The 14,867-nt window shown below is 50.7% G+C and carries 12 protein-coding genes; 1 reads left to right on the top strand and 11 read right to left on the bottom strand.

Annotated elements, in window-relative coordinates; genetic code table 11:
- Nucleotides 1-132: 132 nt before the first annotated feature.
- The 9 genes from H6624_02890 to H6624_02850 form a co-directional block, all read right to left on the bottom strand.
- The gene (locus H6624_02890) at nt 133-1,659 is read right to left on the bottom strand and encodes a hypothetical protein (GenBank protein MCB9083259.1); all 1,527 of its coding nucleotides are present in this window, start codon (nt 1,657-1,659) and stop codon (nt 133-135) included.
- Nucleotides 1,643-3,226 carry a hypothetical protein gene (locus H6624_02885; GenBank protein MCB9083258.1) on the bottom strand — a complete coding sequence of 528 codons (1,584 nt, stop codon included), beginning with the start codon at nt 3,224-3,226 and terminating at the stop codon, nt 1,643-1,645. Before H6624_02885 ends, H6624_02890 begins: the two co-directional genes overlap by 17 nt.
- Nucleotides 3,227-3,237: 11 nt before the next feature.
- Entirely contained in the window at nt 3,238-4,488 is a 1,251-nt protein-coding gene (locus tag H6624_02880) for a hypothetical protein (protein MCB9083257.1), read from the bottom strand.
- Between the two features lie 272 nt (nt 4,489-4,760).
- On the bottom strand, nt 4,761-5,363 hold the full coding sequence (locus tag H6624_02875; GenBank protein ID MCB9083256.1) for a hypothetical protein: 603 nt from the start codon (nt 5,361-5,363) through the stop codon (nt 4,761-4,763).
- Nucleotides 5,364-5,828: 465 nt separating this feature from the next.
- Nucleotides 5,829-6,311 carry a peptidylprolyl isomerase gene (locus H6624_02870; GenBank protein MCB9083255.1) on the bottom strand — a complete coding sequence of 161 codons (483 nt, stop codon included), beginning with the start codon at nt 6,309-6,311 and terminating at the stop codon, nt 5,829-5,831.
- Between the two features lie 90 nt (nt 6,312-6,401).
- Nucleotides 6,402-7,265, bottom strand: a complete 864-nt coding sequence (locus H6624_02865; protein ID MCB9083254.1) for an aldehyde dehydrogenase family protein — start codon at nt 7,263-7,265, stop codon at nt 6,402-6,404.
- The gene (locus H6624_02860) at nt 7,265-8,788 is read right to left on the bottom strand and encodes an aldehyde dehydrogenase family protein (protein ID MCB9083253.1); all 1,524 of its coding nucleotides are present in this window, start codon (nt 8,786-8,788) and stop codon (nt 7,265-7,267) included. The genes H6624_02865 and H6624_02860 overlap by 1 nt, the downstream gene beginning before the upstream one ends.
- A 4-nt stretch (nt 8,789-8,792) precedes the next feature.
- Nucleotides 8,793-9,764, bottom strand: a complete 972-nt coding sequence (gene deoC / locus H6624_02855; GenBank protein MCB9083252.1) for a deoxyribose-phosphate aldolase — start codon at nt 9,762-9,764, stop codon at nt 8,793-8,795.
- A gap of 149 nt (nt 9,765-9,913) precedes the next feature.
- The gene (locus tag H6624_02850; GenBank protein MCB9083251.1) at nt 9,914-10,771 is read right to left on the bottom strand and encodes a sugar nucleotide-binding protein; all 858 of its coding nucleotides are present in this window, start codon (nt 10,769-10,771) and stop codon (nt 9,914-9,916) included.
- A 202-nt stretch (nt 10,772-10,973) separates the two neighbouring features.
- Here H6624_02850 and H6624_02845 point away from each other — a divergent pair, with 202 nt between their 5' ends.
- Nucleotides 10,974-12,293 (top strand): response regulator, encoded by a 1,320-nt coding sequence (locus tag H6624_02845; GenBank protein MCB9083250.1) that lies wholly within the window; start codon nt 10,974-10,976, stop codon nt 12,291-12,293.
- A gap of 6 nt (nt 12,294-12,299) precedes the next feature.
- Here H6624_02845 and H6624_02840 read toward each other — a convergent pair whose 3' ends face one another.
- Both H6624_02840 and H6624_02835 read right to left on the bottom strand, forming a co-directional pair.
- The gene (locus H6624_02840) at nt 12,300-13,799 is read right to left on the bottom strand and encodes a hypothetical protein (protein MCB9083249.1); all 1,500 of its coding nucleotides are present in this window, start codon (nt 13,797-13,799) and stop codon (nt 12,300-12,302) included.
- A 4-nt stretch (nt 13,800-13,803) separates the two neighbouring features.
- Nucleotides 13,804-14,763: a hypothetical protein gene (locus tag H6624_02835; GenBank protein MCB9083248.1), complete on the bottom strand. Its 960-nt coding sequence runs from the start codon at nt 14,761-14,763 to the stop codon at nt 13,804-13,806.
- Between the last annotated feature and the right edge of the window lie 104 nt (nt 14,764-14,867).

Raw genomic sequence — 14,867 nt, 5'->3', positions numbered from 1 at the left:
AACTGACATTAATTCTAAATATCCCGCCTTGAAACAAACAAGATTGATTCAAGGCAGGCTTCCCCCCTAGACTTCTGCAGTTTATATGAAGAACAGGTTAACCTGCGGTCCATTGACCCACTGTCTCAAGAGCTAAAAGTTGAGGGAAAAACTGGCCCCGGCCTTCACATAGGTGGCCGAATCGCTGTCTGATGTACCGGTTTGGCTATAGTCATTGCTGTGGTTTTCGACCGACAAAAAGCCACCGAGTCGGTACCGACGCGACCAGGGATAGGAGACGTAAATGGCATGGGTGCTGGCCTCACTGCTATAGAGAAAGCGACTGGATTCAAAATCAAGTCGGCGCAGGATCAAACTATAGGTCCAATCGGCCTTCCACAGATCGAACAAAGTCACATTCACTCGATGACCTGAAAGCTTGGTGGTGTAAATCACCCCGCTGCCTTCTTCGTCTTCCTCTTTACCCACACCTAGGCTCGCTTCCACAGCAAACTTGTGGGTGCGGTAGCTGAGGCCAAAACGATTGAGGCCATAGGCTTCATTCTCCAGCTCTATTCCATTATGCATCCCCACCTGGTAGACGTCGGCCAAGTAGAGCTGAATGGCCCAGTGACCAAAGTCAAAACCCATTTCGATTTGACTCACACTGTTCCAGCGGTCATCGGCTCCCTCAAAGTCCCCGTCCTGCCATTCGTAATTGCGACCAACAAGAATCAAATTGGGGTCCGCCATGGCCGAAAAATGGAAGTACGAAGCCTTGAATGAATAGAGGGAGTGCACCTGGGGTTCCTCATGAAGCGAGGTCATGATCGGGGCACTACCAGCCACAAAGGTATGCTGGTAATCAAAGATATCGGAGCTATATGAGTCCGTCAGCACAGGGGTGAAGTTACTCACCCGTTTGCTCGAACCACCATGTCTGTAACCAAATGTGTGCCACAGACCTAGACTTGTCACGTTACCAAAGACTTCTGGCACAGGATAGAACTTCTGCTCCCGATTGTAGCGCTTAAGCCTTTGCGCCTCACTCTGGAATTCATCCAACTCGCGCTTGATCATCACTGGGTGGCTCAGAACCTGCTGAGGAAAGATCTTTGTCGAACCCTGGTTAAATTGGTCACTCGGACAGTCGCGAAACTGATAAGGATGAACGAACTGGTACTTGTTGTAACTCCGCTTTTGGTTAAAACTCCGCGATCCTTTGAGTTGAGTTTCCTTGAGACTAAACAAGCTCCTGCGGCTGACCACGGACTCCTGCCCATCAGGATTCAAAAAGGCGATCTTATCTTTGGTAAAACCAATCGGCCATCCCCGCACCAACTCCCGAACCGAGCCGTTGTTTGAGGTCTGGACCTGATAGTAATCCAGGTCCTCTGGATTTCTGACTCCCACCATGGGCAACACGTCCATTGGGTAATAGGCCAAATAAATGATTTCATGCTTGGGCACCGTCTTAACCTTGCCACCTTCGAGACTCAAAAACTGAATGTTCTGTTCGCCCACTTGCATGATGAGACCCACGTCTCTTTGGCAGGCGGCGGTGTAGATGGAATTCAGGTTGATGGCAAAGGCATCGGGTCCAACAAGCAAGCCGAGAAGCCCCAGGAAACAGGAATGAACGAAAGTGAGGGAAGCACCTCTCTTAAAAAATGAACTCAAAGGTGCCTCCATAGGTGATCTGTGAAGTGGAATCCACTTCCTTAAATCCCGAAAAGTTATAGTCTTCTTCGACCTTAAAAAAGTTGATATAGGCCCTTAAAGCCACATATTCGCCAAAAAAGTGACGAACCGAGGCCTGAGTCACCAAATGACTGAAGTCCATGGCATTGCGGGCGCTGGTAACCAGATTTTCTTCATAGCTGGCCTGAAGCCACAGTTGATCCAGGGTGAACTCCAACTCAGGATTAAACTGATAGTCCACTCCGACTCGCACATACTGGGAGTCAAAGTCGTAAGACTGAAGATAACCAACGACAGAAAGGTTCTCGTCCCGGCTCACCTGGGTGTCGCTCACTCCACCATCCCCATCCAACTGGGTCTGGCCAATCAGTCCACGTAGGCGAAAATTGGGGCCCGTGTACATCAGGCGAAAGACCGGAGCTAACTTGGAAGCCAAAATCTCACGAAATTCGTTGCGAACCTGCACCATGAATACTGGAAAGTAAGTGCCCACAGATAGGGACCATGGCCCCCAGTCCCCGCCCATCAAAGCCATGTAGTTTACTGAAGCCGCCGAATGAGCACGGAAACTTGGCTTACTTGGGTCAATGGGTAGCTGATCCTGGGCGGGGGTAAAGTACTCCGTCCCCGCAGCCAGGGCACTCAGATTGCCGACAAAGGTGGCATGAAAAATGTGAGACTTGAGGTCTGAACGAAAGGTCATCAAGGGTTCGACCGTCGGCAAATATTCAATAGGTAATGAGCCCACCTGATTGAAGCTCTGAAAGCGGAATTCGCGCCCTTTGGTCCACTGAAAATACATGGGCATGGGGCTCTTCGGATTGAGTTGATACTCGTCATTGACGAGAAAACCAAGTTTGGTGCTCTTTTCATAAAGAAAAGGGCGAGCATACACGTAGGTTCGCTCCTGAAAGCTTTTGACATCCTCAAAGCCGTTTTCAAATTGAGTGAGAAACTCAGATATTTGAATCTGGTCACCAAGCATTCGCGTCGGACGCACCCGGTTGCCTCTAGCCTCCCCTTTACCAGGCAGTTGACAGTCACTCACCCAGGACACATAGGACAATTTCACGGGATCATGGGCCAATTTCTTGGCTGGAATATGGGCACCCTTGAAGGGACGAATCTTGCGAATCTTGAACAACTCAAAAACATGAGTCTTGCCTCGCAGATCAAAAAAGATCACCAGGTTTTCAACGAACTTGACCGGCCAGCCAATAAAGGATGGCTCATCGGAATTACGCACGTAAATCTCCACCAACAGTTGGCGCAGCCTTGGGTGGTCTTCAATCCGACCAATAGGATTATCGACGGTGTTATAAATCGCCAAGTGTCGCAGATTCTCACGTTCTATGGTTGAATATTGCCCATCGAGCCCTAACATCTCAACCTGCGTTGGGGTGATACCCAGGATCAATCCCTCTCTCAACTGGCATTTTTCATCCAGCAAGGAATAGACTTCCAATGCCCAAGCAGCTGGCAAGGCCATTTGCAAGAAAACAATCACAGACATAATTTTTAGTATTCGGTTGAAGTGCGGTTTCATCCTGCCCAATCCTAGTAGTTGTCCCGATATTTGGGTGTGAGTCTCTTTTCCGCCTCCGACCACGGGAGGGCATGACCAAGAGTGAGAGACAGATCGTCTGTGCCGATAAGACCTACGGAGATGCCATTGCCAGTATCCTCACGAACCTTGAACACCAGCCGGACTTTTTCAGGGTTGGCCTTAAGTTGCTCAATCATTCGATCGGCACGACAGGTGGTTGAGCCAAATCGCTGTCCAGACTCAAACTTGAACTCCGCGTCCATGTAGCCCAAGTGATCCTTTTCTTGGTGCCGCAACAAAATCCGGGGAATAGCGAAGTTCAACTCAAAACCGCAGTTCCCACTTTGAGAAAGTTCTTCCCTTTTCCATGTCAGCGTTTTTCGTTTCTCATCAAAGTGGAGCTCTTCCCGCGGTGAATCCACCTGCCACTCTTGATAACGACTTTTCTCGTAGTTGTATCCACGCTCAGCACCCAAAAAGAGCCCTTGGGCCACTGACCAAAACCGTTCTGTCAGATCAATTTCCTTGACCTGCGACTTCACCCAAAACCTTTGGTGAACAACGTGGTAGGGATCATAGGACTTAGAATTGTATCGAGAGCCAGGAATAATCTCCAAGTGAGTAGCCGTGTAAGAGATGACTCCAAAGGTGCTCTGAATTTCGTAGGCTTCGGGTTTGCTGTCACGACAAATGGTCTCCAATCGTCGATTTAGGTCCTCTTGTGGGAAAGCCTCGGCCATGACTCCTGCCTTGGTCACTTCCTGAATCTCCTGAAAGGCGAATTCGGCAAAACCAAATGAGGCGAGATACTTGGCTCCTTTGTTCATCATGTTTTCCATCTCCCAATCGTAGCGAAGCCCTTTCTTTTTTTCTGGAACACGAACAAAGTCCTCAAGCACTCCTTCGCGACCGAAAAAACAGGAGAAGGATATTTCACTCTTGTCCCCATACCTGGGATTGAGACTCTTGATGGCCTCGGGCATGATGATACGGGTCCGGGTCCCACGCTCTGTTTGCAGTTCCAGCTGCAAATCAGGGGTGACCCACAAGGTGATTTTATTGGGTTCGTTACGACCCTGAACGGCATCGCCTTCAGCAGAGATCACCAGTTTTTCATTGTTAAATGAAACATAGTCCCCGTGATTCGAGGCCAAAAACTCCTTGCGCAGGCTCACGCCGCCAACGGTCTTTTCCGGATTGTCCCCACAGCCAACTGCCATGAGGGCCAGGGCAAGGGCGAGCCCGGTAGTTATGCTTCTCACATCTTCCTCCGATTTTTTCCAATCAGCCGGACAGGAGGCAATCTGCGGGCCAAGCCCGAGCGGGGATCAAATGGCCCTCAGTTGGACGAGAGGTGAAAGAAGTCCTCAACCTGGAACCAAATTGGGCCCAACACCGACAAAGTTTGTCCCTTGATCTCTTTGATATCCCTCAGCTTTTTTCAAATTTGAAAAAATCAGGCGCTGACTGAGAACCAAAAAAAACGGGACCCTCGTAGGGGTCCCGTTCAAAATCAAACTTTAAACTCCCAACATTAGGGAGCCAAAATCTCGTTGAAGAGCATGTTCATCTCTTCAGGAGTCTGACGCTTGTCCAGCTCGGCGCCAGTCATGAGTAGTTTGGAGAAGCTCATCAAGCAGGCACCCTTTTCGGCAAATAGGGCCTTGGTGGTGGCGAAGGAAGATGAGTACATTTTTTTGACTGCCTCATAGCTACGACCCTGTTCGCCGGCGAGCCACAAGAAAATAAACTCGAAGGATTCCCATAGAGCGGCCACTCCACCACCAGCAACTCCCCGACCAGCTTGTCCGGCAGCTGCAAGAGAGATAATGGAATCAAAATCAATTGATTTGTAGTCTTCGTCCACCAGGTTGGCTGCACCTTCAGAGATAAAATTAAACACAGGAAGTGTGTCAGCGATAAAGCTTCCTGCAACCACAACCACGTCTGCCGAACAAGCCGCTAGCATTTTGGAGCTGTACATGCCCATCCGCCAAGTCAGAGAAAATTTGGACATATTTGGCAAGGATGCCTCATACTCCTGAAGTTCCACTTCCCAAGCCTCCAGCTCAGCCGCCTGAACCTGAGTGCCCATAAAACCAAAAGCTATCGCCGCAGCGATCAATAACCTCGTCATAAAACCCTCCTCGATTGTTTTTGATGCGTAAAATCGGATTTAGAGGAGGTTGGCCCAAATAGCAGCAAATTCCTGCATTCCCGCCCATGATGAAAAAAAGGCCTGAATCTCTAAATTCAGGCCTCAGAACCTTTTTCAATCTGGCCTACTTAACTGTTGATCCGCAGAATCCATTGTCAGTTAAATCGGTCCTTTGCCGACCATTCTCCATAAATCCTCACGCACCTTTTCGGCCGCAGGCTCAACTGACCGGGTCGCAGACACGTACTGGTACGTTGGAGTGATCGAGAGTCCATCTAACGCAGCAGATGGACCCTTTTCACCATTCCTATCATCATGAGGCTGGTCAAAAGGGTTCAGATGCAAGGCAGATGGATTCAAGAGAACGGAGGCGTACCTGGGTGGTACGTTGGAGTGATCGAGAGTCCATCTAACGCAGCAGATGGACCCTTTTCACCAGCCTCTCTAGTGTTGGTGGCCGCCGGGCCCATGCACATGCCCATGCGCCAACTCTTCCTCTGTCGCCTTCCTGACATGAACGATCTGCACGTCAAAGTGAAGGGTCATGCCAGCCAAAGGATGATTGCCATCCAAAGTGACAGTGTCGTCGCCGACCGCCGTCACGGTAAAGATTTGCACACCTTGAGGAGATTGTGCCTGCAGTTGAATACCAACCTGAAGATCTGGGATCTGAGCGAGTTCAGTGCGAGGAACTTCATTGATGAGCTTATCGTTGCGCTCGCCATAGGCTTGGGCAGGAGCCACGGTCACCTTAAGGGCATCACCGATAGTCTTTCCTTCCAGCTCACTTTCCAATCCAGGAATGATGTTACGCGCACCATGAAGGTAGGCCAATGGGCCACGACCTTGGGAACTGTCCAGGACCTTTCCGTTGTCGTCAGTTAGGGTGTAAGCAATTTCGACCACGTGGTCCTTGGAAATAGTCATGAAGGTATCCTTTTTTGCCATTTCGGCGGTTGATTTTTAAGGCTACAGTCATACCCCAGATTGGGTGGTAGACCAACCGCCCCGTGTCGATCAAGACCCCACCGGGTGCCAGACGGTTTTAAATTCGACAAAGCGGAGGATGTTCTCCAGTCCCAGATTGTCCTCAGGAGAGGTGGCCACTCTTTTCATGTTCTCTGCCGCTGCTTCACGGAGCTTGGCCAGCACCTGATTGTCCGTACCCTGGTAACACAGGGACTGAATCTCCATGTGGTCACCAAAAATGGGACTCAACTCCTCGGTGTATCCGCTCAATAGATTGATCACCCCTTTAGGCAGGTCGGATGTCGCGAAAACTTCAGACAAGGGGCCGAGAAGAGCAGCACCTTCTTCTTCCATAAGCACAACAAGGGAATTACCGGAGCAAATCACCGCACACATTTGCGCAACCAGCCGGTCCAATTGAAAACTCTCGCTGGCAATAAGACCAACGACACCCACGGGTTCTGAGCAGGTAAAATTATAATGAGGGCTACTGACAGGGTTTTCACTGCCAGCCAGTTGCTGGTACTTATCGGCAAATCCGGCATAATAGACAAAAGAATCAAGGGTACGATCAAAGACGGCCTGTGAAGAACTCTCATCGTAGCCAAGGGTAGTCTTGAGCAGCTCGACAAACTCAGCTCGCTTGCTTTCCGCCATCTCAGCCATACGATAGAGAATTTGGCTGCGGTTGTAAGCACTGCGCCCAGCCCATCCCGACTGCGCCGCTTGAGCTGCAGTGACAGCATTTCGCAGGTCTTTGCGCGATGCCTGACAAAGGTTGGCGTAGAGCTTTTTTGATTTTGCCTCAAAGACCGGAAAGGATCGGCCAGATTCGGTTCGTACAAAGGCACCGTCAATAAACAGTTTAATTGTTTTGGGTACTGCCAGTCCCGCACCTGTTAGACCAGACATTAGTGAACCTCCAGGTAGGGAAATAGTCCGTGCCGACCACCTTCACGGCCAAAACCGCTCTCATTGTAGCCACCAAAGGGGGACGTGGGATCGAATTTATTATAGGTGTTGGCCCAGATGACTCCGGCTTTCAACTGCGAAGCGACTTGATGAATCTTGGCTCCTTTTTCGGACCAAATACCGGCCGCCAGCCCATATGGGGTGTCATTGGCTTTGGTAATGGCCTCTTCTGGAGTTCGGAAAGTGGAAATGGTGAGGACAGGACCGAAGACCTCCACCCGACTGAGGGTGGACGAGGAGGCCACTTTGTCGAAGAAACAGGGCTTGTGGAAATATCCCTTGGCCGGAAGCTTACAGCTCTGAGGTTCAAAAAATTCGCCCTCCTCCTCTTTGCCAATGGCCACGAGTCGCTGGATTTTTTCCAACTCTCCTAGAGAGTTGATCGCACCAATGTCGGTGTTCTTATCCATAGGATCGCCCACGCGGATGGATTCCATGCGACGCTTCAGTTTCGCCACCACTTCATGGGAGATGGATTCTTCAAGGAGGAGTCGAGATCCTGCACAACACACGTGACCTTGATTGAAGTAGATACCATTCACAATGCCTTCAACAGCTTGGTCCAAGGCGGCATCTTCAAAGATAATGTGCGCCGACTTCCCGCCCAGTTCAAGCGTCAGTCGTTTATCTGTACCGGCAATCGCGCGGGCGATGATCTTTCCCACCTCGGTTGAGCCCGTAAAGGCTACCTTGTTGACGCCGGCATGATTGACCAGGGCAGCTCCGGTTTCGCCAGCTCCGGTGATGATATTGACCACTCCATCCGGCACACCGGCATCACGTATGATTTCGGCTAACATAAGAGCGGTCAAAGAAGTGGTCTCGGCGGCTTTGAGCACCACAGTATTACCAGTCGCCAAGGCCGGCGCAATCTTCCATGCCGCCATTAGCAGGGGAAAATTCCAGGGGATGACTTGGGCGGCCACGCCAAGAGGTGACACCATCTTGCCGGGCACGGCATACTCAAGCTTATCCGCCCAGCCCGCATAATAGAAAAAGTGGGCTGCCACCAGGGGAATGTCCACGTCACGGGTTTCCTTAATGGGCTTTCCATTGTCCAAAGTCTCAAGGACGGCCAACTCCCTGGCTCTTTCCTGGATCAGGCGAGCAATGCGAAAGAGGTAGCGTCCGCGATCGCGCCCCGATGTTTTAGACCAGACGTTTTCATAGGCCTGACGTGCCGTTTTAACCGCCAGATCCACGTCAGCGACATTGGCGAGCGCCAATTGGGACAGCACCTCTCCCGTGGCTGGGTTCACCGTGGGGAAGTACTCACCGCTTTGGGGGGCCACAAATTGTCCACCGATGAACAACTCATTTTGCTCCTTGATGCTGACAATATCGCAACTTTCAGGAGCCGGGGCGTACTGAAGGTGAAAAGCCGCACTGGAACATTTGCTCGCATCAGCTGGGTTCACCTTCTTTTTTGTCGGGCTTTTTTTATCTTGTAAATCTGTTCTCATAAATCTAATCCAGTGAAAAGGCTTTGCTATAGTAGTAGCGGCCAGTGGCTTGTTTATAGACCTGACGAAGAAGATCATTAAGCAAACTCGAAGCGCCAAACCTAAAGAGATCAGGAGTCATCCACTCCGGCCCCAACACCTCGGAGACCATACACAGGTAATGAATGGCCTGTTTGGCGGTGCGAATACCGCCGGCGGGTTTCATGCCGATTTTCTTTCCGGTTTTATCGTAGTAATCAGCAATGGCCTGCAACATCACAAGAGTTACGGGCATGGAGGCCGCTGAGGGAATTTTCCCGGTGGAGGTCTTGATAAAATCGCCACCGGCTTCCATGGCAATGTTCGAAGCTAAGCGGATGTTATCAAAGCTCCCCAATTCACCAGTTTCCAAAATAACTTTTAGGTGAGCCTTGCCACAGGCTTTTTTAATGGCCACAATTTCGTCAAACACATCTTGGTAACGACCTTCGTGGAAGGCCCCACGATCAATGACCATATCGATTTCAGTGGCCCCGGCTTCCACGGCCTGATGTACATCTTGAAGTTTTATGTCGAGAGCCACCTGACCTGCAGGAAATCCAGTGGCCACTGAAGCCACTTGAATACCCGTCCTTTGAAGTGCCTCCACTGCTGTCTTCACCCGGTTGGGGTAAACACAAACTGCCGCCACACTGGGAATTGGCTCCACCTGAACACCCGCCTGACGAGTCATTTCCGCAAACAGATATGGTGGTGCAGGATGAATGGCCTTGGCACACAGCTGGCGAACTCGATCGTCGGTATCCGCACCCTCTAGAGTTGTGAGATCCACCATCTTGATCGCTGTATAAAGGGCCCACAGCTTGGAGTCTTTTTTAATGCTCCGAGTGGTAAAAAAGTTGGCCCTCTCCACTGTTCCCACTTTGTCCACGGGAGCAAATGGCAGAGGAATCTCATGACCGTCTGGCTTTTTTATCGTGATATTTTCTCTCAAGATTCACCCCTCAGAAGCCTCTGGTTAACAGACTTCGGGCCGCGAACCAAGCACCATGTCTAATGCGTAGCATTAGCTTGGTTCTTCTGGAATTTAAGGCCTTTTTAGCGGCTCTGCCTGGCAAGCGGGCAGGCCTTAATCACTTCTTAGGGTCACTTGGCCGATCGGTACTTCTGCAGCTCCGGCGTCTTCACGATCTCGCGAATGGTGTCCCCTTCGCGAAAGCGCCATCTATCGCCAAACATCTCATAGATCTTTCCGGGAATCATAAAGGCATTAATGGGTGTGAGTTGTCCCTCAATGATTTGATGTTGCGAGTAGCCGAATTCCTCTGCCAAATGACGAAGAAAAACCAACTCTTCGCTGGCATCTTCGGGGCCAAGATGGAAAACCCCCTGCCCTTCCGCAAGAATGGTATCAATCATCATGCAAGCCAAATAGCCAACGAAGGGACGGTTCTGTAGCACACCTCGATCAACAGTTACTTCCTCACCTGCCTGAAGCTTCTGCAGAAAGCTCTCCGTCCGCGAAAGCCTCCCTGGAGCCCACCCATGGACAGCGGCGAAGCGAAAGATAGCAAAAGACTGGCTCTTCTCCATCAATTCATTTTCACACTGAGCCTTAAATTTTCCGTAGCCCGTTTGTGCGTGAGCCAATTCGTTTTCCATGTGATCGGTTTCGGTGTTGCTATCCACAGCATTAAAGGAGGAGGCGAAGGAATAGTGAATACCCAAGCGATTCAAAATCGGAATGAGATTCTGATGAAAAACAAAATCCTCGTCTTCCTCTCCGCGCGCCAAATGGAGAAAGTAATCGGGACGGACCTCCTCGACGATTGGCAAACAGTCCGAGTTCCGATCAATGGGATATAGAGTGCAGTGACCCTCCTCGAACTGAGGGCGGTGGGAACGAAATGTACCATGCATCTCCAATCGAGGATACTCATGGCGAATGTAGGGGATGGCGTAATGGGCCGTCCAGCTGGAAATACCCTGAATAAAAAGTTTCAAATTCCCTCCCGTCTTTCCTGACCATTATCAACCCACTTCTCAAGGACCCGGTCAACATTGATTCCCCTCAGCAGGGCTGCAAGACCAAAGTCCTTTCTTTCAGGACAAATGTTCCCAAGGACTGAGCCCTCTATTTCCCCGCCCACCATTCCTGTTTATAATGAGATCGCGATCTGGCCCTTCATCACAATTAGGATCTTCCTTGGCACAAGTTCTTCTCGTAGAAGATGACCCCGAACTCTGCAACCTTCTTGAAGGCTGTCTCACTGCCTTCAATCACCAGGTGACAACCACAACCAATGGCAAACGGGCCATTGAACTTCTTAAAAAAACTGATTTCGATATCGTGGTCTCAGACTTTCAAATGCCTGAGATGGACGGCATTAAGCTTTTCCAGTGGATCAGGGAGAACAAGAAAACGCCTTTTATTCTCATGTCAGGCTATGCCGATTTCGGCGGGCAACTGCCTGAAGTCACAGTGGAGATGGACCGGGTTCTGGCCAAACCCTGTCGGCTACAGGACATTCGAGAAGCCCTAGACGAGTGTCTCAACGTCGGCAGCAAAGACCGCTCAAAAGATCACGAATACTGCAAGGTCCCCATCAACGAATTCATTGTCGAAGCAGATTTGGATTTTGATATCTTTATCCGCTTAGCCGGCAACCGCTATGTCAAAATTGGCCATCACGGATCACCACCGAGTCGCGAACAAATGGAGTCTTACATTAAAAAGGGCGCTCAGCATCTTTATCTCAATAAAGAGGACCTGGGAAAGCTCATTCACTTTAATGTTCAAGTCGCCAAGGCCGCCACCCAACTTTCCTTGGACAATGTCATCGAAAGAAATTTGTTCTTGCGCTATACCGCCGAAACCATCCTAGAGCAGACCTTCGTGGTGGGCATGAACCAACCCGCCTTCCAGTCAGCCACCGAGTTCATGGAAATCATGCTCTCCTCCTTTGAAAATGAAAATGAGCTTTTGAATCAGCTCATCCTGCTCGACAGCCAAACCAGCTGGATCTACCGTCACAGCTTGGCCGTGTCCATTTACTCCATCATGATTGCCCGGCAAATGAGACGCTTCAGCCTTCAACAGGTCCTGTTGGCGGGACTAGCTGGCATGTTTCACGACGTGGGCAAGAAAGAGTTTGACCCCGGGCTGATGGAAAAGTCTCCGGGCCTTCTCAGCCCTCAGGAAAAGGCGACCTTAAAAACCCACCCCACCCTTAGCCGCAAAATCCTGGAGAAATCTCCAGGTACTCAACCGGAACTCCTCGAAATTGTGGAGCAGCACCACGAGCAGCTGGATGGAAAAGGCTACCCGAAGGGACTCAAAGGTGACGCCATTCACCCTCTGGCCCTAGTGGTTTCAGGAGCCAACATTTTAGCGAAGCTGCTACTTCCTCCGCGACAGAAAGTCAGCAAGCTCGACTTCGACCAGGCCTTGGCGAAAATCAACGCCGACCCACACCACCCCATTGCACCATTGGTGTTATCGGCGATTCGCGAACTACACGAATAAGCTAATTTATGCGGCAAGGGGTGATTCGTCGGCCGCACAAAGCCGGTATTTGATCCGGGGCCCACTACCCACCTTTTCCAGAAAACCGTGATCAACGGCCCAGGCGATCAGGGTATTTGCCTTGCTGTGCGAGAACTCGGCAAATTCGGAGAGCTCGCGAGCGGAAAACAAGCGTTCCCCCCACTCCTGTTTGAGACGTAAGAAGACCACAAGCTGCGATGGTTTGCCCACCTTTTCTTTGTAGACCTTAATGCCATATGGCTCTTCACTGGCCAATGCATAGTCACCGTCTTTCTCCACCACTTGAATGGGAATTCCGCTCTTCGCTAGCCACTGCCTCAAGCGCTTGACCAATTGATAGATCCGATCTGGGGATGAAAAGGGACAGAAGTAATCATTAGGAAAGAGTTTGGAGTAAATCTCCCCCATGCGGAATGGCCGATAGTAATCAGAGTTCAAGATGGCAAACAGGCGATGAACCAGTTGCCCTGGCTTGAGCTCAGCCACATTTCCTTCTTTTGCCAGACGCATATCGAACACCCGGTTTGGCCGCTCCTCCTGCTCGTCAGATCGCCAGACATGAGATCTGGAAATTTGCACTGGCGAACCATACATCTCCACCATCTTTTCCCGGTAAGAGGCAAATGGGGTCCCGTACCATACATGGTTGAGCAGCCTATCATCTTGTTCCGCAACGGCCCGATAAAAGTCACAATCTCGAATCGATTCCCAGTGGCCAAGAGTTTCGGCCTCTCGACGAATGCCTGCCAATTCATCCAGGGCAGCCGCATTTGGCCCTTCATTAAGAAGTCTCAGGAACGCTTGGTCCTTGCGCACAAAAAACTCATAGATATTTTTCTTTTCACCAAAGACGCAAAGCCCCTTCTCCAAAAATTCGGCCGCCCGTGAGAAATCTCTCTGAAACATCGCCGACTGGGAGGAAAGCTCAAGGCAGTTTCCATAGAGCAAGTCATGGCCACCCGTTAAGGTATGCTCCCTCAGCTCGACCAGCAATTGGTCAGCCTCCCTGTACCGACTGGCTCCAATCAGGCCCGAGGCCAAATTAACTTGACCCACCAGCCGCATATAATCATCGACGCCAGGGGCAACAACAAACTCCTGCAAATGTCCGATAGCAGCCGCCGAATCCCATTCTGCAAAGGCTGCATAAGCGCGATAGAGGAAAACCATCGGATCGGAGGACGCATCGAGAGTATCAAGGATCTTCTTGGCTTCAGTGACCACACCAATGCGGGTCAGGGCCACGGCATACTCGGCCTGTTCTCTTGGAGTTGCAGGATGAATCAGGTCCTCTTGATTGCGAACAATTGGATTGAGCAGGCGAACCGCAAAAATGGGAATCCCCGCCCGCCGTGCGATGTTGGCCGCTTCGACTAAGAGCTCTCGCGGAATCTTAGCGGTATTTACCTTGTGTAGGCGATGCACCACTTCTCGGGCTTTTCCCAAACGAATTCTATTATCCAAGTCTTTGAAGAGCTCTCTCATGGGATCACTCCGCAGCTGACTCAGGCTTGCCGACCACGAAGCCCTCGCGCCCGGAGCCGACGATTATGACGTTTGATCCGCTACCACCAATAACGATGGTCGATCCACTTCCCGAACCCGAACCGACTTTGCCGTCAAAGCCCGGTCCACCAAAGGAGCCGGGTCGCCCCTCGTAGCAATCAACACTGCGGGCGAACATCAGCCGATCAACAACCATTTCCAGATTCCCGCGCAACGAGCCAGCCGTGGGATTGTAATACTGAATCATCAAATCGAAGTAGTAGGCGCCGGAAGAAAAACCCGGATAGTACCCACCAATGGGACTTACGGGAAATGGCGCCACCAATTTTTTCTGAAACACATTTGGTTCAATTTCTTCACCCTGAATCACCTCTGACTGATAGTTGCCATTGGCTAGATTGCGGCGGATGAGGACATCGATTCCACTTCCGCTGTAATCCTGATAGCGGCAAAAGAGTACCAGCTCACTCGTAAGATCGGCCAAATTAGGGGCAAATTCAAAACGCTGATAGAGGCCGCCCTCATAGCCGATGATCTCAGGATTGTAAGGCACTTGGTTAATCAGGCGATCCAATACCGGCTGAGGTGCATCCTCACTACAGGAGTCCTTGGCAAACATGAACTGGGTGCCATCATGCCAGATCCGTCCCGCATGACTGAGCCTCCCTTCACAGGTATGCCCGGGTACGATCCTTAGGTAACGACCTCCTACGCCCGCATTGGGGTCGTAGCTACCGCCAAAAGCGCTATCGAGAGAGCGCATTCCATCATAGCCCTGACCATGGCCACTGGACGCCGAGGAAAATTGACTGCCGTCAAGGCCATCAATTGAAAGCTTACATCCTAATAACTGAAATGAAGTCAACAGACAGATCAGGAAAAGAAAGACCGAGTGACCTGGAATCCGTCCTGGATTGTCGTGACCAAAATTCCCTTTAACCACAATCGCCCCAATCGTTACTTCTCATTTTACTACAGTTCCTTATGATTTAATAATGCCCTAGGTACGGGTTATTGTGTCCTGATATTTTTTGGGAGGTACAGGCT

This window comes from Pseudobdellovibrionaceae bacterium, assembly GCA_020635075.1.
Classification (GTDB): Bacteria; Bdellovibrionota; Bdellovibrionia; order Bdellovibrionales; family UBA1609; genus JADZEO01.
This window is presented reverse-complemented; position numbering and strand designations above follow the sequence as displayed.